Origin of the sequence: Lysobacter hankyongensis (genome assembly GCF_039543145.1) — a bacterium.
Taxonomy (GTDB): domain Bacteria; phylum Pseudomonadota; class Gammaproteobacteria; order Xanthomonadales; family Xanthomonadaceae; genus Lysobacter_I; species Lysobacter_I hankyongensis.
The window spans coordinates 154,078-180,385 of record NZ_BAABJE010000015.1 but is presented as its reverse complement, the minus strand read 5'-3'; the positions used below and the strand labels follow the sequence as shown (position 1 = coordinate 180,385).

Below are 26,308 nucleotides of genomic sequence, written 5' to 3'. Positions count from 1 at the left end.
GCGATCATCCTATCCGTTGCGCGGCGCGTTGTCGGCAGGCGTCGCCGAACGCGCGAAAGATACCGTGATGGAAAGGATTCTCAAGCACGCGCCATTCCGGATGCCATTGCACCGCGAGCAGGAATGCCCTGGTCGATCCGTCCTGCGTCGGTCCGTCGTGGCGATAGGCTTCGATCAGTCCGTCGGGCGCGATAGCTTCGACCGTCAGCCCTTCGCCGAGCCGGGCGATCCCCTGCCCGTGCAGCGAGTTGACCCGCACCCGATCGGTGCCGGCGATGCCGGCCAGCAGGCCGCCGGGCGCGAGCTGCACTTCGTGCACCGGCGCGTACTGCGCGTCGAGCGGCTCGTCGGGGTTCTCGCGATGATCCATGAAGCCTGCGACCTCATGCACCTTCTGGTGCAGGCGACCGCCGAAGGCGACGTTGATTTCCTGGAAGCCGCGACAGATGGCGAGGATCGGCAGGCCCAGTTCGATCGCCAGCGGGATCAGCGCCAGATTGGTGGCATCGCGGGCCGGGTCGTGAAGATTGCCGGGATAGCTGGGCTCGTCGCTGTAGTGGTGCGGCTCGATGTTGCTCACGGCGCCCGTCAGCAGGATGCCGTCCAGACCTTCCAGCACCGCGCGCAGCGCGATCGGCGGCTGCAGGCCGGGGATCAGCAGGGGCAGGCAGTCCGCACCGTCCAGCACCGCGCGGACATACTTTTCGCCCGCCGCCAGAAACGGATGCGGGCCGATCATCTTGCGGTCGGTCGGCAGGCCGACCAGCGGTGGCCGTGCCGTGCGGGAAGACATGCAGAGCGCTCGTGCAGCGCCGGAGAGGCGACCACCGCACGTTAACCGGCCCGTTCGATTTCTGCAACACGACGCCCGGAAAGGACACCAATGGGCCCCGTATTGCTGCACGGCAGCAGCGATTTGCCGGCGAATTTCGGAAAAAGCTGGCAAGATCCCCGTTGAGTATTCTTGACGCCTATCCGCTGCATTCGCCAACTGTCACACTGTTGCGAGCCCTCATGAACCGTGCATCGCCCATGCCCGCCAGCCTTTCGCCCGACGACCTTCTCGCCCTGCAGCAGACCCCGGACTGCGAACTGGTCGATCTGATCCTGCCCGACATGAACGGCCTGCTGCGCGGCAAACGCATCACCCGCAGCGCGCTGGAGAAGGTCTACGCCGACGGCGTCTGCCTGCCGATGTCGCTGATCGCCACCGACATCACCGGCAACACGGTCGAGGAGACCGGGCTGGGCTATGACATCGGCGACGAGGATCGCATCTGCCGACCCGTGCCCGGCACGCTGCGGCCGGTGCCGTGGGCGCCGCGGCCGATGGCGCAGTTGCTGCTGTCGATGGAGGACGCCAAAGGCGGCACCTTCGAGGCGAATCCGCGCGAAGTGCTGAAGCGCGTCCTCGACCGCTACGACGCGCGCGGCCTCAAGCCGGTGGTGGCGGTGGAACTGGAGTTCTATCTGTTCGACCGCCTGCCCGACGCCAACGGCCGTCCGCAGCCGCCGGTGAACGCGCATACCGGCGCGCGCAACCTCAGCACGCAGGTCTACTACATCGAAGACCTCAACGATTTCCACGATTTCATCGACGCCGTGGCCTGCGCCTGCCAGGCCCAAGGCATTCCGGCCGACACCGCCGTCGCCGAATACGCGCCCGGCCAGTTCGAGATCAATCTCAAGCACCGCGACGACGCGCTGCTCGCCTGCGACGATGCGATCTATCTGAAGCGTGCGATCAAGGCGATCGCGCAGAAACAGGGCCTGCAGGCCAGCTTCATGGCCAAGCCGCTCGTCGATCAGGCCGGCAGCGGTCTGCACATCCATGCCAGCGTGCTCGACGCGAACGGCGACAACATCTTCGCCTGCACGCCGGACGCGCCCTGCGACGCGCTGAAGCACGCCATCGGCGGCCTGCAGCGCAGCGCACGGGACTGTCTGCTGCTGTTCGCCCCCAACGCCAACAGCTACCGCCGCTTCGTGCTCAACGCATTCGTGCCGCTGAACGAGGTCTGGGGCTTCAACAACCGCACCGTGGCCATGCGCGTTCCGCACAGCGACGTGAAGAACACCCGCATCGAACACCGCATCGCCGGCGCCGACGCCAACGTCTATCTCGCCACCGCCGCGGTGCTGGCCGGCATGCTCGACGGCATCGAACACGGCTACGACCCCGGCGCGCCGGTGGTCGGCAACGCCTACGAACAGACCGAGCTCCGCACGCCGTACTGGCGCGATTCGATCCGGGATTTTCTTGCCAGCGACTTCATCGCCGCGCAGTTCGGCGAGACCTTCCGCCACATCTACGGCCAGCAGAAGCTGAAGGAGCTGCACAGCTTCTACCGCGAAGTCACCACGCTCGAATACGACTGGTATCTGCGGTCGGTGTGATCGGGCCGGACGCGATGACCGCCTCGCCCTACCCGCCCAGCTGGTACGCCGCCAGCGTCGAACCGCTGCCGCCGCAGCCTGCGCTGCAGGGCGATCTCGACGCCGACGTCTGCATCCTCGGCGCCGGCTACGTCGGGCTCTCCGCGGCGCTGGAACTCGCCGAAGCCGGTTACCGGGTCGTGGTGCTGGAAGCCGAACGCATCGGCTGGGGCGCGTCGGGCCGCAACGGCGGACAGGTGATCTTCGGCTTCGGTTGCGGCGAATCGAAACTGGCCGCGCTGCTCGGCAGGGACGATGCCCGCAAACTGTTCGACTGGTCGGTCGAAGGCGTGCGGCTGCTTCACGAACGCCGCGCGCGGCACGCCATCGACTGCGACTGGCGCGACGGGCACATGCACGTCGCGATCAAGCCGCGGCAGATCGACGAACTCAAGCACTGGCAGCAGGAACTGGAACGCGACTACGGCTATCCACTGCCGTGGTGGGATCACGAAGCATTGCGCGCGCAGCTCGATTCGCCGCGCTATGTCGGCGGCCTTTACGACGCCGGTTCCGGCCATCTGCATCCGCTGAAATACGCGCTCGGCCTCGGCCGCGCGGCGCTCGCCGCCGGCGTGCGCGTCTTCGAAGGCAGCCGCGTGCTGCGGATGACGCACGGCGCGAAGCCGGTGCTGCACACCGCGCAGGGATCGGTGCGCTGCGATTTCGCGGTGCTGGCCGGGAATGCACTGGTGAAGGGGGTTGCGCCGGCACTCGATCGCAAGATCATGCCGGTCGGCACGTATATCGCAGCCACCCGGCCGCTGGGCGCGGACCGCGCGCGCAGCCTGATCCGCAACGACATGGCGGTGGCCGACATCAACTGGGCGCTGGACTACTTTCGCCTCGGCAGCGATCACCGCCTGCTGTTCGGCGGCCGCGCCAGCTATTCCAACTTCCAGCCGCCGAATCTGGCGTGGGTGATGGCGCGGCGGATGCGCAAGGTGTTTCCGCAGCTCGCCGCGGAGGATTTCGAGCACGTCTGGGGCGGCACCATCGACATCAGTTTCAACCGCGCCCCGCACTGGGGCCGGATCGGTCACGACAACGTGTATTTCGCCCAGGGCTTCTCCGGACACGGCGTCGCCGGCACCGGTCTGGCCGGACGCGTCATCGCCGAAGCGATCCGCGGCCAGAGCGAACGCCTCGATGTGTTCGCGCGCATCCCGCACCGCGATTTTCCCGGCGGCCGCACCTTCCGCACGCCGATGCTGGTGGCGGCGATGGCCTGGTACAAACTGCGGGATGCGCTGTGGTGAACGGATTCGATGAAAAAGTCGTTCACCAATGCTTGACGGCCCCGGAAACGGTCTCTAGAATTCCGCGTCTCAGCTGTGGGGCCATAGCTCAGCTGGGAGAGCGCCTGCATGGCATGCAGGAGGTCGCCGGTTCGATCCCGGCTGGCTCCACCAACTTCCGAGCTTCCTAAGCCGGTTCGAAAGTTGAAGTTGTAGAAGTTTCACGACGTCCCCATCGTCTAGAGGCCTAGGACATTACCCTTTCACGGTAGCGACCGGGGTTCGAATCCCCGTGGGGACGCCAAGTCAAGCGAACGACGAAGCCCGCGCAAGCGGGCTTCGTCGTTTCTGGGCGCACGGTTGTCGCACGATTCGTTTCGACATTGAGTAAAGACAGCGGCAGTGCGAAGCGCACGCAAGCATCGAACATCGCCACGCACTGAGGATGTGCGTGGCAGGTGCGCTCAGACCGCAACGCCCTGGAACACCAACGTGCCCATGCCATGCCCGCGCTCGCCGAGATACTGCAGCCACTTGCCGAGGAAGGTGTTCATGCGCAGGCGATGACCGAGGACCTCGGCCGGCGGCGGATACATGCCGATCGCATCCTGCCAGCGGCGGCCGATGTAGCAGTGCGTGGCTTCGGCCTGGCGCGCATCGCGGTACACGCGCACGTAGGCCGACGGATCGGGCTCGCCGGTCACCGGATCGAGCAGCGCGTAGCTCAGCCGCAGTTCGACGGTGTAGGCGTGCCGCGCGATGACATCGAGATGCAGATCGAGGCCGTCGCCGACGGAAGAGACGTAGCGCCCTTCGACCAGGTCCTCGGGAACGAACAGGCGGTGGAGCCGCTGATGATTCTCGGCGTAGAGCGCCATCAACCAGGAGAAGCGGTTGATTTTCGCGGCATCGATGGGGCGGGTGAGGACGTGCGGCATGGGGCGATCCTACACATCCGGCGATGCCCGCAACAGCATTGACGAATGCCCTTCCCGCCCCCACCATGGAACATGTCACGCGCCGGCTTTCGCCGGCGTTTTTCGTTCATGAAGACACAGCGGGTGCCGCGTGCCTGCGACGCGCGGCGGTCCGCGGTCAGAACATCTCGCGCTGGATCCCCAGGGTCGTCATCACCTTGCCCGCGATCTCCTCGATCGACGTGTGCGTGGTGCTGAGCGTGGGAATGCGCTCGGCGCGCAGCATCGCCTCCGCCGCCACCACTTCCCGCTTGCAGGTCTCGAGCTGGGCATAGCGCGAATTCGCGCGCCGCTCCTGGCGGATCTGCTGCAGGCGGATCGGATCGATGGTCAGCCCGAACAGCTTGGCCCGGTGCGGTCGCAGCCGCGGCGGCAGGCGGTCGTGTTCCAGATCTTCGTCGGTCAGCGGGTAATTCGCCGCCTTCACCCCGTGATGCAGGGCCAGATAGATGCAGGTCGGGGTTTTCCCGGCGCGGGAGACCGCCACCAGGATCACGTCGGCCTCGTCGTAGTTGGTGGCGATGCCGTCGTCGTGGGTCAACGCGAAGTTCATCGCGTTGATCCGGCGGTGGTAGGTCTCGAAATCGACCATGCCGTGGGCGTGGCCCACCCGCGACTGGCGCTGCTCGCCCAGTTCGCGCTCCAGCGGCTCGATGAACGGTGCGAACACGTCCAGCATCAGCGCCCCGCTCTCGGCCAGGCGCGCGGTGAGCGCGGCGTCGACGCAGGAATTCACCACGATCGGCCGGCTGCCGGTGGCATCGCCGGCCGCGCGGATGCGGGCGGCGGCCTCCCCCGCCTTCTCCACCGTGTCCACGAACGGGATGCGGTCGGTGCGGAAATCCGTCCCGGCGAATTGGGTCAGCAGGCTGTGGCCGATGGTTTCGGCGGTGATGCCGGTGCCATCGGAGACGTAGAAGACCGGTCGGACTGTACTCATGCGGGTCGATGGACTGAAGTCGAGGGGCGGCGGAGGCCCGGGTCTTGTTAAAATAACGCTTTCCCCGGCGCCCTGCCGCGCCCGCCCGGAGCCCCCGCCTTGAACGAGAACATCCTCTGGCTGCACGCGCTGCGCCTGTCCGACCTCGCCCGTGTGGGCGGCAAGAACTCCTCCCTGGGGGAAATGATCGGCCATCTGGCCGGGTTGGGGGTGTCGGTGCCGGGCGGTTTCGCCACCACCGCCGAGGCGTTCAAGGCCTTCATCGCCCACAACGACCTGCACCAGCGGATCTACGACAAGCTGGCCACGCTCGACGTCGACGACGTGCCGGCGCTCACCGCCGCCGGCGGCGAAATCCGCGGCTGGGTGATCGATGCACCGCTGCAGCCGGAGCTCGATCGCGACATCCGCGACGCCTACGCGCAGGTGTGCGCGGAGAACGGCGGGTCCGACATCGCGGTGGCGGTGCGCTCCTCCGCCACCGCCGAGGACCTGCCCGACGCCTCGTTCGCCGGCCAGCAGGAAACCTTCCTCAACGTGACCGGCGCCGACGATGTCGTGCGCAAGGTCAAGGAAGTGTTCGCCAGCCTCTACAACGACCGCGCCATCGCCTACCGCGTGCATCACGGCTTCAAGCACGAGGACGTGTTCCTGTCGGCCGGCGTGCAGCTGATGGTGCGCTCCGACGTCGGCGCCTCCGGCGTGCTGTTCACGCTCGACACCGAATCCGGCTTTCGCGACGTGGTGTTCGTCACCGCCAGCTACGGCCTGGGCGAAAACGTGGTGCAGGGCGCGGTGAATCCCGACGAGTTCTACGTCTACAAGCCGACCCTGCGCCAGGGCAAGCCGGCGATCCTGCGCCGCGCCATGGGCTCGAAGCAGATCCGCATGGTCTATTCCGACAAGCCCGGCGAGCGCGTGCGCAACGAGGACACGCCGGCCGAACTGCGCAACCGGTTCTCGATCACCGATGCCGACGTGGAAGAACTGTCGAAGCAGGCGCTGACCATCGAGGAACACTACGGCCGCCCGATGGACATCGAATGGGCGAAGGACGGCGTCACCGGCAAGCTGTTCATCGTGCAGGCGCGTCCCGAGACCGTGAAATCGCGCGCGCACGCGACCCAGATCGAACGCTACAGCCTGCTCCGCCGCGGCGACGTGGTCTGCGAAGGCCGCGCCATCGGCCACAAGATCGGCAGCGGCACCGCGCGCGTGGTGCGCTCGATCGCCGACATGAACCGGGTGCAGCCCGGCGACGTGCTGATCGCCGACATGACCGACCCCGACTGGGAGCCGGTGATGAAGCGCGCCGCGGCCATCGTCACCAACCGCGGCGGCCGCACCTGCCACGCCGCGATCATCGCCCGCGAGCTGGGCGTACCGGCCGTGGTCGGTACCGGCAACGCGCTGGACACCGTGCAGGACGGCCAGCCGGTGACGGTCAGCTGCGCCGAAGGCGACACCGGCTTCATCTACGACACCGAGCTGCCGTTCGAGCGCATCGTCACCGACCTCGACAACATGCCGCCGGCGCCGCTGAAGATCATGATGAACGTGGCGAACCCGGAGCGCGCGTTCGATTTCGCGATGCTGCCGAACGCCGGCATCGGTCTGGCGCGCCTGGAAATGATCATCGCCAGCCACATCGGCGTGCATCCGAAGGCGCTGCTGGAATACGCCGACCAGGACATCGACACCAAGCGGAAGATCGACGCGAAGATGGCCGGCTACGCCAGTCCGGTCGATTTCTACGTGGACCGCCTGGCCGAAGGCATCGCCACCATCACCGCATCGGTCGCGCCGAATCCGGTGATCGTGCGCCTGTCGGACTTCAAGTCCAACGAGTACGCCAACCTCATCGGCGGCGCGCGCTACGAGCCGCACGAAGAGAATCCGATGATCGGTTTCCGCGGCGCCAGCCGTTACATCAACGCCTCGTTCCGCGAAGCGTTCGCGCTGGAATGCCGCGCGGTGCGCAAGGTCCGCGAGACCATGGGCCTGGACAACTGCTGGGTGATGATTCCGTTCGTGCGCACGCTGGAGGAAGGCCGCAAGGTGATCGAAGTCCTGCGCGAGAACGGTCTCGAACAGGGCAAGGAAGGCCTGAAGATCATCATGATGTGCGAAGTGCCGTCGAACGCGCTGCTGGCCGACGAATTCCTCGACATCTTCGACGGCTTCTCGATCGGTTCCAACGACATGACCCAGCTCACCCTCGGTCTGGATCGCGACTCGGCGATCGTCGCCGACCTCTTCGACGAGCGGAACCCGGCGGTCAAGAAGATGCTGTCGATGGCGATCCAGGCCGCGAAGCGCAAGGGCAAGTACGTCGGCATCTGCGGCCAGGGCCCCAGCGACCACCCCGACCTCGCCCAGTGGCTGATGGACGAAGGCATCGAATCGGTGTCGCTGAACCCGGATACCGTGGTCGACACGTGGCTGAAGCTCGCGAAATCCAAGGCAGGCTGATCGGTGCAGCTAATCCTGCGAGAGGTCGCTCCGGGCGACATTTCGGCACTGGAATGTCGCTATGCCCTGATTTCCGCTTCGGCCACATCGCAGGATCAATATCTGCTCGTTGCTTTCGAGGGCGAGTATCGAAGCGGCTCCGAAGGCGCACCTGATGCCTACTTCATGGCCGGCGCCATCGACAACGCCTGCGCATTGTGGGGACACGCGGCTCGTAACGGTCTTGTAATCGATCTTCGCCGCTTGCGGTACAGCTGGGGCGACGACATCGAAGGCGTCCTCCGCAATCCGTATCAAGGCGCCTGTGCGGTGGTGATCGGCCCCAACTGCAGCGAAGCGCTGGGGTCGCTCTGGTTCGGATTCGGTGCGGACGCCCGCGCAACCGACATGGAAGGCATCTTCGAGGATCTGACAACCGCGATTTCGTATCTCGATGCTCTTCGAAATCAACAGAGGCAATCCAGGTAGACCGTAGCCCGGGTCGAGCGCGCAGCGCGAAACCCGGGGCTTTTCGTTGCCGACGCATGGCGGCGCAGTACCCCTGTCTCGCGAAACGCCCCGGGTTTCACCCGCTGCGCGGGTTCTACCCGGGCTACACTAGGAACATCCGCAGCTCGCGCAGATAAGGCGCGCTGATGCGCACGACTTCGGGGTGATTGCGGAACTTCACCAGGCCGGTGCCCGTGGCGGTGTCGTCGCGTTCGACCAGCAGCACTTCGCGCAGGTTGACCACCGTCGAACGATGGATCTGCCGGAAGCGCTCCGGGTCCAGCCGACCGACGATCTTCTTCAACGACTCTTCGATCAGGTGCTGGCTGTCGCGACAGACCAGCCGGGTGTATTTGCTGTCCGACTTCAAATACACGATGTCGTCGACTTCGATCAGATAGGTCCGGCGCCCGGCGCTCGCGGTCAGCCACCGCAGATAGGTGGGCGGACTCGGCGCGGAGAACGCGCGCAGGAACTTCTGCAGTTCGCCTGCCGCCGCGCGGTCGCGTCTGCGCAGGCGATCGAGGCAGGCCTGCAGCCGTTCGGCCGTGACCGGCTTGAGCAGATAGTCCACCGCGCCCTGCTCGAAAGCGTCGACCGCGAATTCCTGGTGCGCGGTGACGAACACGATGCGGGTCTCGTCGGCGATGACTTCGGCGAGCTGCAGACCGGACATCCCGGGCAGACGGATGTCGAGGAAGGCCACCGACGGCGAAGCGTCGCGGCACAGCGCCAGCGCGTCCTCTCCGGATGCGGCGACGACGACTTCACCGAAGTCCGACGCCATCCGCACGAGCAGTTCGGCCAAGGCTTCGCGCAGCCGAGGCTCATCCTCGACCACCAGGATCCACTCCCCGCTCCGGCGCGGTATTGCCTGGGTCATGCCGTTTTCCCGTGCGCCGGCAACAGCAGCGAGACGACGACGCCACCCTCGCGCGGATGCTCGATTTCCAGGGGGCGCGTCGCGCCATAGATCAATTTCAGACGCGCCTGCAGATTGCTCAAGCCGCCCTGTCGGCCGCCGGACACATCGAACGGCGGGCCATCGTTGCGGACCGCCAATGCGAGTCCGCCGTCCTCGTCCGCACAGCGCACCGCGATGGCGCCGCCGTCCGCGCTGCGTTCGATGCCGTGCTTCACCGCGTTCTCCACCAGCACCAGAAGACAGGCCGCGGGCACCGTGCGATCGAGCAGTGCGGGCGGGCAGTCGAGATCGTAGCGCAGCCGTTCTCCCAGTCGCAAACCGATGATCCGCAGATAGCTTTCGACCATCGCCAGTTCTTCGCGCAGGCTCGTTTCGTCGCCGTTGAGCGCGAGCGTGTTGCGGCGCAGGAATTCGACCAGCGCATCCAGCATCGCCGCGGCGGTGCCGTCGCCGGGGCCGAGACTGGCGCGGACGTGCGCGAGGGTGTTGAAGATGAAATGCGGCTCGACGTGAGCGCGCAACATCGCCAACTGCGCCTCGGACCGCTGTGCCTGCATCGCCTGCCGGCGGCGGTCTTCGTCGATGATCTCGCCCTGCGCGCGGATCAGGTCCAACAGCGCGGTCTCGAAGCTGCGCATGCGCCGGGCGCAGCGTCCGCCATCCACCGCGAACACGCCGTAGATCCAGACATGCACCGGATCGATGGCGATCCGGAGCACGCTTCGCGCGTCGCGCAGCGGGGCGACGGTCAGCCTGAGGTTGTCCTCGAACAGCCCGGGCCAGAGCGCATTCGATGTGGCGATCTCGGCGATGCGCGCGGCGACGCCGAGACCGTTGTTTTGCAGACGCGTGGCGACGAACACCGAACGCATCGCGCTTTCCGCGAGCCGCAGCGCCTGCTCGTCGGACAGCTCGACCTGGATCGACGCGCTGCAGCCGACCGACAGCAGGCCCGGGGCATTCTCGATCCCGGCCAGCGCCCTGCGCTGCCACCACGCGCACCCGAGCCCCCAGCACAGCGCGACCGGTGGAAACACGATCAACGCCGCGAGAAATGTGGTGGAAAGCCCGTACGCCATGTCCCCGCGAAGGGCGACATCGAAGATCAGGCCGAGGACCGTGCCGCCCGCGAGCAGCACGAACCACGCGGACAGCGCGATCCGCAGCGCGAGGATCGTGAATGCGCCAAGGTTGCGGATCACGGCTTGCCGCCCGCCCCTGCCGGGGCTTCGACATCGAGACGGATGGTCTTCGCGACCTCGCCCTTGTCGTCGAACATCTGGATGCTCGGCTGGCCGTCGGCGGAGACCAGCAGCATCATCCGCGGCCGGCCGCCGGCATCGGCGAGACTCAGCGCCGCGGCGCCGTCGCGCGTGGTACCCAGTCTCACGCGATTCCTCGACAACGCTTCGTTCTTCCGCATCTCGGCGATGGCGGCCTGCGCCGCGTCCTTGTCGAGCTGGCGGATTTCGGCCATGCGCGCGGCGCGCTGCATGACGTCGAGTTTCGTGCCGTCCGCCTCGTCGTTGATCGCGAACATGCTGTAGGCCTTGCCGCCGTCTTCGGCATGCAGCAGTTGCATCACCTGATCCTGGCGGAACCGGTCGAAAGTCAGACTGAGGCCCGCGGACACGCGGCCGTCGGGGCCGACCACGCCCTTCTGGATCAGGCCGCCGTTTTCGGTGCCCTCGTCGTTGACGAAGAGCATGCCCGCGAACTGGCGGCGATCCGGCCGCGGGATCTCCCCGCCCTTCCAGGGTGCGCCCGGAAATTGCGCGCGGTTGGAAATCACCATGCGCAGGGTGCCGTCGGGTTCGCGCACATTGATGCGGCCGACATCGATCTCTTCGAACTTCGCCGCGGGCGCTTTCGCGCCGGTGAGGAACACGAGGGCGGTGGTCATTGCGGTGCTGAGCAGGACGCCCGAGACGAAACTTCTGTTGATGGCCATGTTGATTCCTGTGCGCGAGGGTGGATGAGTAGGTTGTCGGTGCGGGTACTCCCGCCCTTCGACCTCACTCTGCATCCACGCGATCGACCCGGGCCACCGGATGCCGACGCAGCCCGGAAGACGCCCGACGAAACCCCGGCGGCGGCCGACGAATGCCCGGGATCCGGTGCGGGTTCGCGCGAAGAGGCGCGAGTTCCACCCGGGCGACGCGGCGCGATCTTCATGGATCGTTCGGAACCGCGTACTGGGAGACATCGGTGCGCCGGGACGCACCCTATTTCAAACTCGCGCCCTTCTGCGACAGCCACGGATGGATCTCGCAGACGAGGCGCCCGGTCTGCACCGCGGGGTCGTCGTTGCACATCGCTTCGGCGCCGGCGCGGTCGGGCGCGTCGAGGATGAAGATGCCGCGGATGTCGCCGTCGTCCATCATCGGGCCGGCGATCTGCAGGATGCCGCGCTCGGCGTAAGCCTGCATGTTGGCCATGTGCCCGGCCTGCAAACGCTGCGCCTCGTCGGCGGGATGATCGCGCTGCGGGCCTTTCTTCAGCATCACGAACCAGTACTGCTTCATGCCCGGCGGCAAGACGGGCGCGGCGGATGGCGCGGCCTGCGTCGGTGCGGCCGGCGGCTCTGCCTGCGCGGCCGCCGATGCGAGGGTCGGAATCGACAACAACAGCACGGCGAGCAGACGGATCATGGTCATGGCTCCGGTTGGATGGCGAATTCGGCGATCCGCCCGCGGTAATGCCGCAATTCCTCGATGGAATCGCGCACGTCGCTGAGCGCGGTGTGCGCGGAGTCCTTGTGCAGTCCGCCCAGCACCTGCGGCGCCCAGCGTCGCGCCAGTTCCTTCAGGGTGCTGACGTCCAGATTGCGGTAGTGGAAGAACTGCTCCAGTTCCGGCATGCAGCGGTGCAGGAACCGGCGGTCCTGGCAGATCGAATTGCCGCACATCGGCGACGCCTTCGCGCCGACCCAGCCCTGCAGGAACTGCAGCGTCCGCTGTTCGGCTTCGCGCATCGACACGCCCTGCTCCAGCACCCGCTGCCACAGCCCGGACTTGCGGTGCTGGTTGCGGTTCCAGTCGTCCATCGCTTCGAGCGTGGCGAGATCGTGGGTGATGGCGAACTCCGGGCCCTCGGCCAGCACGTTGAGCTGGGCATCGGTGATCACGGTGGCGATCTCAATGACCGAATCGCGGTCGGTGTCGAGCCCGGTCATTTCCAGATCGATCCAGATCAGGCGGCCTTCGCTCGGGAGGGTCTCGGTCGTGGGTGTCGTCGCCATGCGGCTCGCATCGAGGGTCGGGAAGCCGCATCATAGCCCAGCCCTCCCCGCCGACCCACGCGCATGGCGCTGCCGCTCTCCCTCGACCACCACACCATCCTCAGCGCGATGCTGGCGCCTGCCCTGTTGATGGCCGCGACCGGCTCGCTGCTGGTGTCGGCGAACGCGCGGCTGGCGCGCGTGGTCGATCGCTTGCGCGCGCTGATCGTGGCCTGGGAAAAGGACGCCCCCGATCGCGAGGAGCGCGACACCCAGATCCGGCGCCATCGCCATCGCGCGGCGCTGGTGTTGCGGGCCTGCCGTCTGCTGTATGCGGCGCTCGGCGCGTTCGTCGGCACCAGCCTCGGGCTGGCCGCGGACGCCCTGCTCGGCTTCCGGCTGGATGCGGTGCCGACCGTGCTCGCGGTCGTCGGCATGATCTGCCTGCTCGGCGCCAGTCTGGCGATGGGCCGCGAAGTCGGGCTGTCGGTGCGCAGCTTCGACGAAGAGCTCGATCAGGAAATGGCGCGGCGCCGGACTTGACGCACGCCGATCACAGCGGCGGCTTGCCGCGTTTGCGCCGGAAATAATTGGTGAGCATGGAGCCGGCTTCGTCCGCCAGCAGGCCGCCGGCGACCTCGACGCGGTGGTTGTGGCGCGGGTCGGTCAGCAGATCGAACACGCTGCCGGCGGCGCCGGTCTTCGGATCGCTCGCGGCGTAAACGACCCGCGCGACGCGGGCGTGCACCGTCGCCATCGCGCACATCGCGCAGGGTTCCAGGGTCACGTAGAGCGTGCAGCCGATCAGGCGATGATTGCCGAGCGCACGCCCCGCTTCGCGCATCGCCACGATCTCGGCGTGCGCGCTGGGATCGCGGTCGCCGATGTTGCGGTTCCAGCCTTCGCCGATCATGCGGCCCTCGGCATCCACCAGCACGGCACCGACCGGGATCTCGTCGTGCTCGCGTTCGGCGCGCGCGGCCAGCGCCAGGGCATGGCGCATCCAGCGTTCGTCGTCGGGGGACGGGGTCAAGCGGAACTCCGGCGGTCTTCGGGCGTGCGGGGCGCATTGTCGCCCGGCGCCCTCCGGTTCGCCATCTCCGCAATCGCGGTTCAGACCCGTCCCGCCGCGGCCAGCGCCGCGTACTCGTCGTCGGCGAACAGCCGCGAGCGCACGAGGAAACGCACGCCCTCGCCGTTCTCCAGCGAGAACATGCCGCCACGGCCCTCGACCACGTCGATGATCAGCTGGGTGTGCTTCCAGTATTCGAACTGCGGCGCGCTGATGTAGAACGACGCGCCGCCGATCTCGCCCATGCGCACATCATGATCGCCGATGATGAACTCGCGCTCTGGAAAGCACATCGGCGAGGAACCGTCGCAGCAGCCGCCCGACTGGTGGAACAGCACCGGCCCGTGACGCGCGCGCAGCTTGTCGATCAACTGCAGCGCGGCGAGCGTCGCGGTGACCTGCAGGGGAAGTTCGGGCATGCGCATCTCCTGGCGGACGTGGTCCCGATACGCTCGGGCAGGTGCCGGAAAAAACCCGCGCCGCCCGGGAGGGAGCCGTGCGGCGGCGCGGACGCGACAGCATGGTCGCGATCGGAACGATCGGATCAGAAAAAGCCGAGCGCCTTCGGCGAGTAGCTGACCAGCAGGTTCTTGGTCTGCTGGTAATGGTCGAGCATCATCTTGTGGGTCTCGCGGCCGATGCCGGACTGCTTGTAACCGCCGAACGCGGCATGCGCCGGATAGGCGTGATAGCAGTTGGTCCACACGCGCCCGGCCTGGATCGCGCGGCCGAAGCGATAGAGCCGGCTGGCGTCGCGGCTCCACACGCCGGCGCCGAGGCCGTACAGCGTGTCGTTGGCGATCTGCAGCGCTTCCTCTTCGGTCTTGAACGTGGTCACCGACACCACCGGTCCGAAGATTTCTTCCTGGAAGATGCGCATCTTGTTGTGGCCCCTGAACACCGTGGGCTTGACGTAGTAGCCGCCGGCGAGATCCCCGTCGAGCGCGTTGCGCTCGCCGCCGATCAGCACTTCGGCGCCTTCCTGACGGCCGATGTCGATGTAGCTGAGGATCTTCTCCAACTGCTCGTTCGACGCCTGCGCGCCGACCATCGTGTTCGGATCGAGCGGGTCGCCCTGCTTGATGGCGGCGACGCGCGCGATCACGCGCTCCATGAATTTCTCGTAGATCGATTCCTGGATCAGGGCGCGCGACGGACAGGTGCAGACTTCGCCCTGATTGAAAGCGAACAGCACGAAACCTTCCACCGCCTTGTCGAGGAAATCGTCGTCTTCGGCCATCACGTCGGCGAAGAAGATGTTCGGCGACTTGCCGCCGAGTTCCAGGGTCACCGGAATCAGGTTCTGGCTGGCGTACTGCATGATCAGGCGGCCGGTGGTGGTTTCGCCGGTGAACGCGATCTTGGCGATGCGCGGGCTGCTGGCCAGCGGCTTGCCGGCTTCCAGGCCGAAGCCGTTGACGACGTTCAACACGCCCGGCGGCAGCAGGTCGCCGATGATCTCCATCAGCACCAGGATGCTGGCCGGCGTCTGTTCGGCGGGCTTGAGCACCACGCAGTTGCCGGCGGCGAGCGCGGGCGCCAGCTTCCACGCCGCCATCAGCATCGGGAAGTTCCAGGGAATGATCTGGCCGACCACGCCCAGCGGCTCGTGGAAGTGGTAGGCGATGGTGTCGTGGTCGATCTCGCCGATGCTGCCTTCCTGCACGCGCACGGCCGAGGCGAAATAGCGGAAGTGATCGGCCATCAGCGGCACGTCGGCGTTGAGCGTTTCGCGGATCGGCTTGCCGTTGTCCCAGGTCTCGGCGTGGGCCAGCAGTTCGAGATTCTCGTCGATGCGGTCGGCGATGCGCAGCAGTACGTTCGCGCGCTCGGTGGCGGAGGCTTTGCCCCAGGCATCCTTGGCGGCGTGCGCGGCATCGAGCGCGAGTTCGATGTCGTCCTTGTTGGAACGCGCGATGCGGGTGAAGACCTTGCCGGTGATCGGGGTGATGTTGTCGAAATACTCGCCGCTGCACGGCGCGACCCATTGGCCACCGATGAAATTGCCGTATTGCGCCTTGAAGATCCGGGCGTGGTCGTGCAGATGCGGTTTGACGAGGGCGTTCATGGGCAGGCTCCGATGGCTGCGGTGGGTGTGCCCCTCCATCCGCAAGTGCGATGCCAATCGCCACCTGCTGCGTCGCAGCATCGACAAATCTCCACGCGCACGCGCACTTGCGATGCCGCATGTTGCAACGCACAACGCGCGGCGATTGCAACGCGCCGGCGTCTGTGTTGTTTATGGAAACACATGCCGTTGCGACTGTCGCAGAATGCGACACAGGAGAGCCCATGCGCCGAATGCATCCGACCGCGGAACTGGCCCAGGCGCGCAGGGCGTTCTTCGAGCGCGGCAGCGTCGCCGCAGTCGATCTGCCGAAGACGATCCTGCGCTCGTGGCAGCGCTGCCGTCGGCTCGGGCTGCCGGAAGAGCGCACGCCGGCGATCGAACCGGTGCCCGAAGCGCGACTGCGGGAGATGCGCGACCGCAACGAGCGGCTGTGGCGCCTCGCCCGCGCCGAACTGGAAGCGCTGGCCGTCGATGCCGACGCCAGCGGCAGCATCGTCATCCTCACCGACGACAGCGGCTGGATCCTCGACGCCACCGGCCATCCGCAGTTCCTCGACAAGGCCGGCCGGGTCGCGCTGCGCCCGGGCACCTGCTGGAACGAGGCGCAGGTCGGCACCAACGCGATCGGCACCGCCATCGTCGAACGCCGGCCGGTGGAAGTGCGCGGCAGCGAGCATTACCGGACGCCGCACGGCATCCTCACCTGCACCGCCACGCCCATCCACGATCCCTACGGCCGGCTGGTCGGCGTGCTCGACATCAGCGGCGACTCGCGCGCCCAGCATCTGCACGCGCTCGGGCTGGTGCGGATGGCGGTGGCGAATATCGAGCATCGCTATTTCGACGACGGCATCGACGGCTGCGAACTGCTGCGCCTGCATCGCGACCCCGCCCTGCTCGGCTCGGCGAGCGAAGGGTTGTTCGCGTTCCGCGGCGGCAAGCTCGTGGCCGCGAATCAGGCCGGCCTCGCGCTGGTCGGCATCGATCGCGACGATCTCGGCCGGGTCGGTTACGACATGCTGTTCGACGACGCCCTCGCCCGCCTGCGCAGCGAAGGCGCGATACGCGACCGCTGCGGCCGCGTGCTCCACGGCAAGGTCGATGGCGATGCCGCGAGGCCGGGCATCGCGATTCCGCTGTCGCCCGCACGCGCGCCGGATACACGCGCGCCGCAACCGCGCGCGGTCGCCATCGAGACTTCACCGCTGTTCGATGCCGCCACCGCCACCGCGCTGGAACGCGCGCGACGCGTCCTCGACGCCGAGCTGCCGGTGCTGATCGTCGGCGAGACCGGCACCGGCAAGGAAGTGTTCGCGCGCGCGCTGCATGCGCGCTGCGCGCGCGCCGGCAAACCTTTCATCGCGGTGAACTGCGCCGCGCTGCCGGAAGGGCTGATCGAATCGGAACTGTTCGGCTACGAGGAAGGCGCCTTCACCGGCGCGCGTCGCCAGGGCAGTCCCGGCCTGCTGCGCCAGGCCCAGGGCGGCGTGCTGTTCCTCGACGAGATCGGCGACATGCCGCTGGCGCTGCAGCCGCGCCTGCTGCGCGTGTTGCAGGAGCGCGAACTGTCGCCGCTGGGCGGCGGCAAACCGGTGAAACTCGATTTCGCGCTGGTCTGTGCGACCCACTGCGACCTCGACGGCGCGGTCGAATCCGGCCGCTTCCGCGCCGATCTCTACTACCGCATCGCCGATCATCGCGTGCGGCTTTCGCCGCTGCGCGCCGTGGCCGATCGCGGTCTCGCCGTGGACACGCTGTGGTCGCGGATGGGTCATCGACGCACGCTCGCGCACGATGCGCATGCCGCACTCGCCGCCTACGCCTGGCCCGGCAACTGGCGCCAGCTCGTCGCCTGCCTGCGCACGCTGGTGGCGCTCAGCGACGACGGCAGCCGGATCGACATGCAGGACCTGCCCGACTATCTGCAGACGGTGGATCGCGCCGCGCCCGCTGCGACGATCGGCAACGGCGGCATCGCGCCGCTGGGAGAACTGGAAGAGACCGCCATGCGCGACGCGCTCGCCGCCTGCGACGGCAACGTCGCCCGCGCGGCGCGGCTGCTGGGCGTGAACCGCAGCACGCTGTATCGACGATTGGGGACGCCGAAGCGCCCGAACTGAAGTCGATCCCCGGCGCGGATCGCCGACGATGCCTGCGCGGGCGATCAGTCGCCGGTGATGACGGTTCGCGTCGAACTGTTCAGCACGAAGACGTGGCCCTTCGCACGCACCAGCACCTCGGTGCCGCGGGTGGTGGAGGAAAATTCCTTGCCGAGCTGCATCGATGCGCGCAGCTTCACCGTCGCCTGCCGCCGGTCTTCCGACAACTCGATCGATTCGATCGTGAATTTCATGTCGGGCTCGATCCTGAGCGACTTGACCAGGGCTTTCATGGTCAGCATCGAATCGCGGATTCCCGCGCAGGCCTGGCGCTGATCCAGCGCCATGGTGTCCTCGCCTTTCGGCGTGCGCATCACATCCACCGCACGGTAGGCCCGGTGCAGCGAGGCGCACTGGGTCTCGGCGTCGAAACTGCGAAGCGCATTGATCTGCCGCTGGTAGTGCGCGTAGACGACATCCTCGTCGAGCTTCGACTGCGTGCCGCGGTAATAGCCGATGCCGTGCCTGATCGCGAGGAAACCGACGATCGCCCCCAGACCGAGCACGATGTGTTTCCAGTTGTTCTTCGATTCCATGATGGCTCCGATGCCCGTTCCGAAACATCCACCGCCGCTCAGCGCATCGAGACCGTGCTGCGCGTATCGGTGTACGTGCTGTAGACCTGGCCCCAGCGCCGGACCAGCGTTTCCGTGCCGGTCGTGGCGACGGACAGTCGCTTGCCGATGCGCATCGAAGCGCGGATCTTGACGGTGGCTTCCCTCTCGTCGGGCGAGACCGTCACCGATTCGATCGTGTACTTGAACTCGGGTTCGAGTTTCGTGGCGGCGACGATCTTCTTCATCATCGCCATCGACTCCCGCGTCGCATCGCAAGCCTGCATCTGGTCCAGCACGACACGCTGTTCGCCGCGCGGCGTCTTGGCCACATCGACGGCACGATAGTCCTTGTGCATCATCGCGCACAGGGTTTTGGCATCGAACATCCGGGTCGCGTTGATGCTTTCCTGGTAATGCGCGTAGACGATGTCCTCATCCAGTTTCGTCAACTGGATGCGGACCACGTGATAGCCCAGAAACAGCAGCGCCATCGAGACCACGCCCGCGACGTTGCGGGGCGTGATGCGGAAGAATTCCCTTGCGTCCATCATTCCCACTCGATCGTCGCGGGCGGCTTGCCCGAAATATCGTAGACCACCCGCGAGATCCCGCGCAGTTCGTTGACGATCCGGCGCGAGACGGTGTCGAGGAACTCGTAGGGCAGATGCGCCCAGTGCGCGGTCATGAAATCGATGGTTTCGACGGCACGCAGCGCGATCACCCATTCATAGGCGCGGGCGTCGCCGACCACGCCGACCGACTTCACCGGCAGGAACACCGCGAACGCCTGCGAGGTGCGGTCGTACCAGCCGGCCTTGCGCAGTTCCTCGATGAAGATGGCGTCGGCCTGGGCAAGCAGTTCGGCGTATTCGCGCTTCACTTCGCCGAGGATGCGCACGCCGAGCCCGGGGCCCGGGAACGGATGGCGATAGACCATTTCGCGCGGCAGGCCGAGTTCGACGCCGAGGCGGCGCACCTCGTCCTTGAACAGCTCGCGGAGCGGCTCGACCAGGCCGAGCTTCATGTGTTCGGGCAGGCCGCCGACGTTGTGATGGCTCTTGATCACGTGGGCCTTGCCGGTCTTGCTGCCGGCGGACTCGATCACGTCGGGATAGATCGTGCCCTGCGCCAACCAGCGCGCGTTTTTCAGTTTGTTCGACTCTTCCTCGAAGATCTCGACGAAGAGATTGCCGATGATCTTGCGCTTGGCTTCCGGGTCGGTCACGCCGGCCAATGCGCTGAAATAGCGGTCGGCGGCGTTCACGCGCACGACCTTCACGCCCATGCCGCCCTGTTCAGAGGCCGCGGCGAACATCGCCATCACCTGATCGCCTTCCTTCCAGCGCAGCAGGCCGGTGTCGACGAACACGCAGGTCAGCTGTTCGCCGATCGCGCGGTGCAGCAGCGCCGCGACCACCGACGAATCGACGCCGCCGGACAGGCCGAGGATGACTTCGTCGGAACCGACCTGCGCGCGCACGCGCGCGATCTGGTCGTCGATGATGTTCGCCGCCGTCCACAGCGCACGGCAGCCGCAGACGTCGAGCACGAAGCGGCGCAGCAGGGTTTCGCCCTGCTTGGTGTGGGTGACTTCGGGGTGGAACTGCACGCCGTACCAGCGCCGCGCCTCATCGGCCATCGCGATGATCGGCACGCTGTCGGTGCGGCCGGTGACGGAGAATCCCTCGGGCAGCCGCGTGACGCGATCGCCGTGGCTCATCCACACGTCGAGGCCCTGGCGACCCGGGTGATCGGTCAGCGCGCCCAGCAGTTTGTCGTCGCCGGTCACTTCGACTTCGGCGTAACCGAATTCGCGATGATGCCCGCCCTCGACCATGCCGCCGAGCTGCATCGCCATCGTCTGCATGCCGTAGCAGATGCCGAGGATCGGCAGACCGCTGTCGTACACCTGCTGCGGCGCGCGCGGCGAGCCCTCCTCGGTCGTCGATTCCGGCCCGCCCGACAGGATGATGCCCTTCGGATTGAACCTGGCGATATCGGCCGGATCGTGGTCCCAGGCCCAGATTTCGCAATAGACGCCGATCTCGCGGATGCGACGCGCGATCAGCTGCGTGTACTGCGCGCCGAAGTCGAGGATGAGGATCTTGTCGGCGTGGATGTCGTCGGTACGAATGTCGGTCATGGCGTTCTGTAGGAGCGGCTTCAGCCGCGAGCTCTGGTTGCAACGAATCGCTCTTGCCGGAAACGCTCGCGGCTGAAGCCGCTCCTACAAAAAGCGGGACGACCCTCACCCCATCCGATAGTTCGGCGGCTCTTTCGTGATCTGCACATCGTGCACGTGGCTTTCGCGCTGCCCCGCGCCGGTCACCTTCACGAATGACGGCTTCGTGCGCATGTCTTCGATCGTGGCGCAGCCGACATAGCCCATCGTCGCGCGCAGGCCGCCGGCGAGCTGGTGAACGACGTTGCCCAGCGGGCCGCGATACGGCACGCGGCCTTCGATGCCTTCGGGCACCAGCTTGTCGGCGTCGCTGGCGTCCTGGAAGTAGCGGTCTTTCGAGCCTTTCTCCATCGCACCCAGACTGCCCATGCCGCGGTAGCTCTTGTAGCTGCGGCCCTGGAACAGTTCGGTTTCGCCCGGGGCTTCCTCGGTGCCAGCGAACAGGCCGCCGATCATCACCGTCGACGCGCCCGCGACGATCGCCTTGCCGATGTCGCCCGAATAGCGGATGCCGCCGTCGGCGATCAGCGGAATGCGGTCCTGCAGCGCTTCGGCAACCATCGACACCGCGGTGACCTGCGGCACGCCGACGCCGGCCACGATCCGGGTGGTGCAGATCGAACCGGGGCCGACGCCGACCTTCACCGCGTCCGCGCCGGCATCTTCCAGCGCGCGTGCGGCGTCGCCGGTGACGATGTTGCCGCCGATCACCTGCAGTTTCGGGAAGGTCTTCTTCGCCCAGGCCACGCGGTCGATCACGCCCTGCGAATGGCCATGCGCGGTGTCGACGATGATCACGTCCACGCCCGCGGCCACCAGCGCTTCGATGCGCTGCTCGGTATCGCCGCCGACACCGACCGCCGCGCCCACCAGCAGACGTTCGCTGACGTCGTAGGCGGCGTTCGGGTTGTCGCGCTTTTTCTGGATGTCCTTCACCGTGATCAGGCCGCGCAGCTCGAAACCGTCGTTGACCACCAGCACCTTCTCGATGCGGTGTTTGTGCAGCAGTTCCAGCACTTCCTCGTCGGTCGCGCCTTCGCGCACGGTGACCAGCTTTTCCTGCTTGGTCATGATGTGGCGCACCGGATCGTCGAGCTTCTTCTCGAAGCGCATGTCGCGGCCGGTGACGATGCCCACCAGTTGCCCGCCGTCGACCACCGGCACGCCGGAGATGTTGCGGGCGCGAGTGAGTTTCAGGACATCGCCGATGGTGGCGTCGGGGCCGACGGTGAAGGGTTCGCGGATGACGCCGGCCTCGAAGTGCTTGACCTTGGCCACCTGCGCGGCCTGCTGTTCGAGGCTGAGGTTCTTGTGGACGATGCCGATGCCGCCGAGCTGGGCCATCGCGACCGCGAGACGCGCTTCGGTCACGGTGTCCATCGCCGCCGAGACGATCGGCAGGTTCAGGCGCAGGTCGCGGGTGAGCCGGGTGGCGAGGGAAACGTCCTTGGGCAGGACGGTGGAATGCGCGGGGACGAGCGAAACGTCGTCGTACGTGAGCGCTTCAGCCTGGATGCGGAGCATGGCCGGTCCGGTGGGGATGAAGCGCGTCATTCTACCGCGAATAGGGTGCGCCCCGGCGCACCGCATCCGACAGAACGAGAACCGGTGCGCCCGGGCGCACCCTATGCGGGGGTTTCGGTGGCCTCGGCGGCCTCGATGGTGTTCTGCATCAGCGTGGCCACGGTCATCGGCCCCACGCCACCCGGGACCGGGGTGATCCAGCTGGCGCGGGCGGCGGCGGCGTCGAACTGCACGTCGCCGACCAGCCGGCCGTCGTCCAGGCGGTTGATGCCGACGTCGATCACCACCGCGCCCGGCTTCACCCAGTCGCCGGGAATCAACCCCGGACGGCCGACGGCCACCACCAGAATGTCCGCCTCGCCGACGTGCCGGCGCAGGACATCGGCGGGCGTGAATTTGTGGCAGCTGGTGACGGTGCAGCCCGCGATCAGCAATTCCAGCGCCATCGGCCGGCCGACGTGGTTGCTCACGCCCACGATCGTCGCGCTCTGCCCGCGCACCGGGCGGTCGGTATAGGCCAGCAGCGTGGTGATGCCGCGCGGCGTGCACGGGCGCAGGCCGAACTGGCGCAGGGCCAGATGACCGACGTTTTCGGGATGGAAACCGTCCACGTCCTTGCGCGGGTCGATCCGATGGATCAGCCGGGTCGCGTCCGGGATGCCCGGCAACGGCAGCTGCACGAGGATGCCGTGCACCGCAGGATCGGCGTTCAGGCGGTCGATCAGCGCCAGCAGTTCGGCTTCGGACGTGCCCGCCGGCAGATCGAAGTCGAATGCCCGGATGCCGACCTTCTCCGCCGCACGGCGCTTGTTGCGGACGTAGGACTGCGACGCCGGGTCGCTGCCGACCAGTACCACCGCCAGCCCCGGACGGGCCCCGCCGGTGGCCACGCGGGCGTCGACCCGGGTCTTGAGGTCGTCGAGCAGATGGTCGGCGATGCGTTTCCCGTCGAGGATCCTGGCGGTCATGCGGCTGTCGGCGGTCGTGGAGGACACGTATTATCGCCGAAGCCGAATGCCCCCGCCCTGCAGCGGACCACCGAGAATGCACGAATCGCCCGGAACGCCTCCGTCGACCCGCGCCAGCCTCTCCGAACCGCGCGGATGGTTCTTCGGGCTGATGGCCCTGGAGTTCGCGATCTTCTGCGCGATCGGCCTGATCTGGCTGTTCTTCCTGGCCCCGGGCGTACACGTGTGGTGGCTGCTGATCCCGTTGCTGCCGATCCATTTCTCGCTCCGGCGGCTGACCGAACGCAAGGTGGCCTGCCCGGCATGCAGACATTCGTTGATGGATCACGACGGGTTCGCGGTTTTCGCCAAGGCCTGCGACCATTGCGGCACCCGCTTCCGCTGACCGCCCATGAACCCGCAGACCGACCCGCAGACCACCACCGAACTCGAAGCCGCCGCCTTCCGCCGCCTGCGCGATCATCTGATGCGCGAACGCGCGGACGTGCAGAACATCGACCTGATGATCCTCGCCGGCTTCTGCCGCAACTGCCTCGCCGACTGGTACCGCGACGCGGCGGCGGAACGCGGCATCGCGCTGGACAAGGACGCGGCCCGCGAAGCGATCTACGGCATGCCCTTCGCGCAATGGAAGCCGCAGCACCAGAAGGACGCGACGCCGGAACAGCTCGCCGCGTTCGAGGCCGCGCAGAAACGGCATGCTTAAACGGCATGCGTAAACGGCATGCGTAGTGTCCTGATCATCGTCGCCGCGGTCGTCGTGCTCGGCTATGCGGGCGCGTGCTGGTTCCTGCACGCGCGGCAGCGCGACATGATCTATTACGGCGGCTTCACCACGGTCGATCCCGCCGACACCGATTTCGCGTTGAAGCGTCCGGACGCGACGCTGCGCGGCTGGGTGGTGAATCCCGGCGGGCGCGCGCCGATCCTGTATTTCGGCGGCAACGCCGAGCGCATCGAATCGAACCGCGAAGACTTCGCGCGGATGTTCCCCGGGCGCAGCGTCTATCTGGTCGCCTATCGCGGCTATGGCGCCAGCGACGGCGCGCCGTCGGAAGCCGCGATCGTCGACGACGCGGTGGCGCTGTTCGACCATGTGCAGACGCGGCATCCCGGCGAGCCGGTCGCGATCATCGGTCGAAGTCTCGGCAGCGGCGTCGCGAGCCAGCTCGCGGCGCAACGTCCGGTCGAACGCCTCGCGCTGATCACGCCGTTCGACAGCATGGTCGGCGCAGCACGCGCGCACTATCCGATCTTTCCGGTGGACTGGCTGCTCGACGAGCGCTACGAATCGATACGTGCGCTGCGCGCGTTTCAACGGCCGGTGCTGGTCGTGCACTGCGGGCGCGACGAGGTCGTGCCGGAAGCGAACACCTTGCGCCTGATCGCGGCGCTGCCGGCAGCGCCGCAGGTGTTGCGGATCGCCGCGGCGGACCACAACGACATCGCGATGCACGCCGAATATGCGCAGGCGCTGTCGGGCTTCATGCGCTGATCGCGTCGATGCTTTTCGACTGCGGGCATTTCGACGGCAGGCATTTCGATTGCAGGGACGGCGCACGACACCGCGCCATCCCCCGTTCGGGGTAGTCCATCCCGGCTAAGACAGCCGACCTACGGCAGTCGGCCTAGGCGAAAGACCGTAGGGCGAAGATGCGATATCCATCGCGCTTTCGCCGGCCTAGTGTCCCAGCGCAGACCTTTCGCCCATCCGGGCGCGGGGAAACGCACGGGAGACGGCCATGACGCATCCGCAGGTCAATGCAGGCAACGCCGCCGATGACGGCGATGCCTACGACGCACCGCTGGGTTACGACCACGGCGACGACGCGTTCGACGAAGGCGAAAGTTACGACGAGGCCGATGCCGGTTACGAGAGCGACGGCTACGACGACGAAGGCGATGCCTACGACGAAGCGCTCGGCGACGAATTCGACGGCGATGCGGACGACGCGGTCGATGCTCTGGACGATGACGGTCTGGACGACGATGCGATGGATCGCTACGCGGGCGACGCCTACGAGGACGCCGCGCTCGACGACGCCGGTGCGGGTCTGCCGGCGCCGGCGCAGGCCAACGCGGCCTGGTCGGCGTTCGAGGCCGAACTCGCCGATGCGCTGGATGCCGACGGCACCGACGAATTCTTCGGCAGCGTGCTCAGTGGATTCTCGCGGGTCGCGGGCAGTCTCGCGCGCAACCTCGGTCCCGCCGCCGGCGCAGCCTCGCGCCTCGGCGCGCATGCGCGCACCGCGGGTCGCTATGCCGGTCATGCCAGCCGTCTGGCCAGCGCCGGTTCGCTGCTCGCGCAGCGCCTGGGGCATCCCGGGATCGCGCAGCATCTGCAGCGCTTCGGCCAGATCTCTCGCGGCGCAGGTCGCGTCGCGGGCGGCTTCGGCGGCGCGCTCGGCAGCGCCGCCGGCGTTCCGGGCCATCTGCGCAACGCATCGCAGCTCGCCGGTCGAGCGGCCGCGCACCAGAATCCGCTGTCCGAACTGCTGGCGCAGATCGGGCAGCTCAGCGCCGGCGGCGCCGACGATTTCGAGGCCTTCGATGCGATGGCCGACCTCTACGACGACGGCGTCGACGCCGCGCTGCCGGCCGCGGTCGGCCTTGCCGCGCGTCTGGCCGCACGCGCGCTCGGTCCCCAGAACCTCGCCCGGCTGTCGCCGAACGCGCGCCGCGGCTTCGTTCGCGCGATCGGCGCGGCCGCACGGCACCTGATCCAGGGCGCGGGTCCGGGCGGCGTGCGCGCGCTGCCGCGGATCGCGGCCTCCAGCGCGCAGGCCGCGCGGAGGCAGCGCACGCCGCCGCAGCGCATCCCCAACCAGGTGGGTCGTACCGCGACCCGCGCCGCGCGCAGCGTCGCGCGCCGACCGCGTGCGGTCGGCCAGTTGTCGCGCCCGATGTCGCCGTCGACCGCGTCGGCGCCCGGCGCCGCGCGCCCGACCGGCGTCGGTCGCGGCGTGCCTTCCGTCACCCGCGGCTCGGCACGCCGCTACGTGCTCCACGGACCTGTCGAACTGACGATCCGGCCGCTCTAGGGCGCAGATCCCGCACCCCTGCTCCCTCCCACTCCGC

At 67.4% G+C, this 26,308-nt stretch carries 26 protein-coding genes and 2 tRNA genes; 12 read left to right on the top strand and 16 right to left on the bottom strand.

The window, feature by feature from the left end:
* Nucleotides 1-4: 4 nt before the first annotated feature.
* Nucleotides 5-793 (bottom strand): gamma-glutamyl-gamma-aminobutyrate hydrolase family protein, encoded by a 789-nt coding sequence (locus tag ABD974_RS15055; RefSeq protein WP_345304151.1) that lies wholly within the window; start codon nt 791-793, stop codon nt 5-7.
* Nucleotides 794-1,032: 239 nt separating this feature from the next.
* Between ABD974_RS15055 and ABD974_RS15050 the strand changes: the two genes are divergently transcribed.
* The 4 genes from ABD974_RS15050 to ABD974_RS15035 all read left to right on the top strand — a co-directional run bounded on the left by ABD974_RS15050 (nt 1,033) and on the right by ABD974_RS15035 (nt 3,978).
* Nucleotides 1,033-2,397: a glutamine synthetase family protein gene (locus ABD974_RS15050; RefSeq protein ID WP_345304150.1), complete on the top strand. Its 1,365-nt coding sequence runs from the start codon at nt 1,033-1,035 to the stop codon at nt 2,395-2,397.
* Between the two features lie 14 nt (nt 2,398-2,411).
* Nucleotides 2,412-3,695, top strand: a complete 1,284-nt coding sequence (locus ABD974_RS15045; RefSeq protein WP_345304149.1) for an NAD(P)/FAD-dependent oxidoreductase — start codon at nt 2,412-2,414, stop codon at nt 3,693-3,695.
* A gap of 77 nt (nt 3,696-3,772) precedes the next feature.
* Nucleotides 3,773-3,848: transfer RNA gene (locus ABD974_RS15040), tRNA-Ala, on the top strand.
* A 54-nt stretch (nt 3,849-3,902) separates the two neighbouring features.
* Nucleotides 3,903-3,978 (top strand) — tRNA-Glu (locus ABD974_RS15035).
* 160 nt (nt 3,979-4,138) lie between these two features.
* Here ABD974_RS15035 and ABD974_RS15030 read toward each other — a convergent pair.
* Nucleotides 4,139-4,612, bottom strand: coding sequence for a DUF1249 domain-containing protein (locus tag ABD974_RS15030; protein ID WP_345304148.1), 474 nt, complete (start codon nt 4,610-4,612; stop codon nt 4,139-4,141).
* 157 nt (nt 4,613-4,769) lie between these two features.
* Entirely contained in the window at nt 4,770-5,591 is an 822-nt protein-coding gene (gene ppsR / locus ABD974_RS15025) for a posphoenolpyruvate synthetase regulatory kinase/phosphorylase PpsR (protein WP_345304147.1), read from the bottom strand.
* Between the two features lie 99 nt (nt 5,592-5,690).
* Between ppsR and ppsA the strand changes: the two genes are divergently transcribed.
* Together ppsA and ABD974_RS15015 are read left to right on the top strand one after the other, a co-directional pair.
* Complete coding sequence (gene ppsA, locus ABD974_RS15020; protein ID WP_345304146.1) at nt 5,691-8,063, top strand: phosphoenolpyruvate synthase; 2,373 nt, start codon at nt 5,691-5,693, stop codon at nt 8,061-8,063.
* A gap of 3 nt (nt 8,064-8,066) precedes the next feature.
* Nucleotides 8,067-8,531 carry a hypothetical protein gene (locus ABD974_RS15015; protein ID WP_345304145.1) on the top strand — a complete coding sequence of 155 codons (465 nt, stop codon included), beginning with the start codon at nt 8,067-8,069 and terminating at the stop codon, nt 8,529-8,531.
* A 124-nt stretch (nt 8,532-8,655) separates the two neighbouring features.
* On the opposite strand, the gene ABD974_RS15010 is transcribed toward ABD974_RS15015, so the two are convergent.
* From ABD974_RS15010 to orn, 5 genes are all read right to left on the bottom strand, one after another.
* Entirely contained in the window at nt 8,656-9,435 is a 780-nt protein-coding gene (locus ABD974_RS15010) for a LytR/AlgR family response regulator transcription factor (protein WP_345304144.1), read from the bottom strand.
* Entirely contained in the window at nt 9,432-10,679 is a 1,248-nt protein-coding gene (locus ABD974_RS15005) for a sensor histidine kinase (RefSeq protein WP_345304143.1), read from the bottom strand. The genes ABD974_RS15010 and ABD974_RS15005 overlap by 4 nt, the downstream gene beginning before the upstream one ends.
* Nucleotides 10,676-11,428 (bottom strand): hypothetical protein, encoded by a 753-nt coding sequence (locus tag ABD974_RS15000; RefSeq protein ID WP_345304142.1) that lies wholly within the window; start codon nt 11,426-11,428, stop codon nt 10,676-10,678. The genes ABD974_RS15005 and ABD974_RS15000 overlap by 4 nt, the downstream gene beginning before the upstream one ends.
* Before the next feature lie 274 nt (nt 11,429-11,702).
* Entirely contained in the window at nt 11,703-12,128 is a 426-nt protein-coding gene (locus tag ABD974_RS14995) for a YciI family protein (RefSeq protein ID WP_345304141.1), read from the bottom strand.
* A gap of 2 nt (nt 12,129-12,130) precedes the next feature.
* Nucleotides 12,131-12,718, bottom strand: coding sequence for an oligoribonuclease (orn, locus tag ABD974_RS14990; protein WP_345304140.1), 588 nt, complete (start codon nt 12,716-12,718; stop codon nt 12,131-12,133).
* Nucleotides 12,719-12,781: 63 nt separating this feature from the next.
* Between orn and ABD974_RS14985 the strand changes: the two genes are divergently transcribed.
* Nucleotides 12,782-13,240, top strand: coding sequence for a DUF2721 domain-containing protein (locus ABD974_RS14985; protein WP_345304139.1), 459 nt, complete (start codon nt 12,782-12,784; stop codon nt 13,238-13,240).
* A 10-nt stretch (nt 13,241-13,250) separates the two neighbouring features.
* On the opposite strand, the gene tadA is transcribed toward ABD974_RS14985, so the two are convergent.
* From tadA to adh, 3 genes are all read right to left on the bottom strand, one after another.
* On the bottom strand, nt 13,251-13,730 hold the full coding sequence (gene tadA, locus ABD974_RS14980) for a tRNA adenosine(34) deaminase TadA (RefSeq protein WP_345304138.1): 480 nt from the start codon (nt 13,728-13,730) through the stop codon (nt 13,251-13,253).
* Between the two features lie 80 nt (nt 13,731-13,810).
* Nucleotides 13,811-14,188 carry a DUF779 domain-containing protein gene (locus ABD974_RS14975; RefSeq protein WP_345304137.1) on the bottom strand — a complete coding sequence of 126 codons (378 nt, stop codon included), beginning with the start codon at nt 14,186-14,188 and terminating at the stop codon, nt 13,811-13,813.
* 125 nt (nt 14,189-14,313) lie between these two features.
* Complete coding sequence (gene adh, locus ABD974_RS14970; protein ID WP_345304136.1) at nt 14,314-15,837, bottom strand: aldehyde dehydrogenase; 1,524 nt, start codon at nt 15,835-15,837, stop codon at nt 14,314-14,316.
* Nucleotides 15,838-16,061: 224 nt separating this feature from the next.
* Here adh and ABD974_RS14965 point away from each other — a divergent pair, with 224 nt between their 5' ends.
* Complete coding sequence (locus tag ABD974_RS14965; RefSeq protein ID WP_345304135.1) at nt 16,062-17,960, top strand: sigma-54-dependent Fis family transcriptional regulator; 1,899 nt, start codon at nt 16,062-16,064, stop codon at nt 17,958-17,960.
* A gap of 44 nt (nt 17,961-18,004) precedes the next feature.
* Here ABD974_RS14965 and ABD974_RS14960 read toward each other — a convergent pair whose 3' ends face one another.
* The 5 genes from ABD974_RS14960 to folD form a co-directional block, all read right to left on the bottom strand.
* Entirely contained in the window at nt 18,005-18,535 is a 531-nt protein-coding gene (locus ABD974_RS14960) for a hypothetical protein (RefSeq protein ID WP_345304134.1), read from the bottom strand.
* A 38-nt stretch (nt 18,536-18,573) separates the two neighbouring features.
* Nucleotides 18,574-19,107, bottom strand: a complete 534-nt coding sequence (locus tag ABD974_RS14955) for a hypothetical protein (RefSeq protein ID WP_345304133.1) — start codon at nt 19,105-19,107, stop codon at nt 18,574-18,576.
* Nucleotides 19,104-20,699, bottom strand: a complete 1,596-nt coding sequence (gene guaA, locus ABD974_RS14950; RefSeq protein ID WP_345304132.1) for a glutamine-hydrolyzing GMP synthase — start codon at nt 20,697-20,699, stop codon at nt 19,104-19,106. The genes ABD974_RS14955 and guaA overlap by 4 nt, the downstream gene beginning before the upstream one ends.
* 105 nt (nt 20,700-20,804) lie before the next feature.
* Nucleotides 20,805-22,262: an IMP dehydrogenase gene (guaB, locus tag ABD974_RS14945; RefSeq protein WP_345304131.1), complete on the bottom strand. Its 1,458-nt coding sequence runs from the start codon at nt 22,260-22,262 to the stop codon at nt 20,805-20,807.
* Nucleotides 22,263-22,363: 101 nt separating this feature from the next.
* The gene (gene folD, locus ABD974_RS14940) at nt 22,364-23,230 is read right to left on the bottom strand and encodes a bifunctional methylenetetrahydrofolate dehydrogenase/methenyltetrahydrofolate cyclohydrolase FolD (protein WP_345304130.1); all 867 of its coding nucleotides are present in this window, start codon (nt 23,228-23,230) and stop codon (nt 22,364-22,366) included.
* A gap of 76 nt (nt 23,231-23,306) precedes the next feature.
* On the opposite strand from folD, the gene ABD974_RS14935 reads away from it, so the two are divergent.
* The 4 genes from ABD974_RS14935 to ABD974_RS14920 all read left to right on the top strand — a co-directional run bounded on the left by ABD974_RS14935 (nt 23,307) and on the right by ABD974_RS14920 (nt 26,271).
* Nucleotides 23,307-23,615 (top strand): hypothetical protein, encoded by a 309-nt coding sequence (locus tag ABD974_RS14935; RefSeq protein ID WP_345304129.1) that lies wholly within the window; start codon nt 23,307-23,309, stop codon nt 23,613-23,615.
* Between the two features lie 6 nt (nt 23,616-23,621).
* The gene (locus ABD974_RS14930) at nt 23,622-23,936 is read left to right on the top strand and encodes a DUF1244 domain-containing protein (RefSeq protein WP_345304128.1); all 315 of its coding nucleotides are present in this window, start codon (nt 23,622-23,624) and stop codon (nt 23,934-23,936) included.
* A gap of 18 nt (nt 23,937-23,954) precedes the next feature.
* Nucleotides 23,955-24,725: an alpha/beta hydrolase gene (locus tag ABD974_RS14925; RefSeq protein ID WP_345304127.1), complete on the top strand. Its 771-nt coding sequence runs from the start codon at nt 23,955-23,957 to the stop codon at nt 24,723-24,725.
* Nucleotides 24,726-24,972: 247 nt separating this feature from the next.
* On the top strand, nt 24,973-26,271 hold the full coding sequence (locus tag ABD974_RS14920) for a hypothetical protein (RefSeq protein WP_345304126.1): 1,299 nt from the start codon (nt 24,973-24,975) through the stop codon (nt 26,269-26,271).
* The last annotated feature ends 37 nt before the right edge of the window (nt 26,272-26,308 follow it).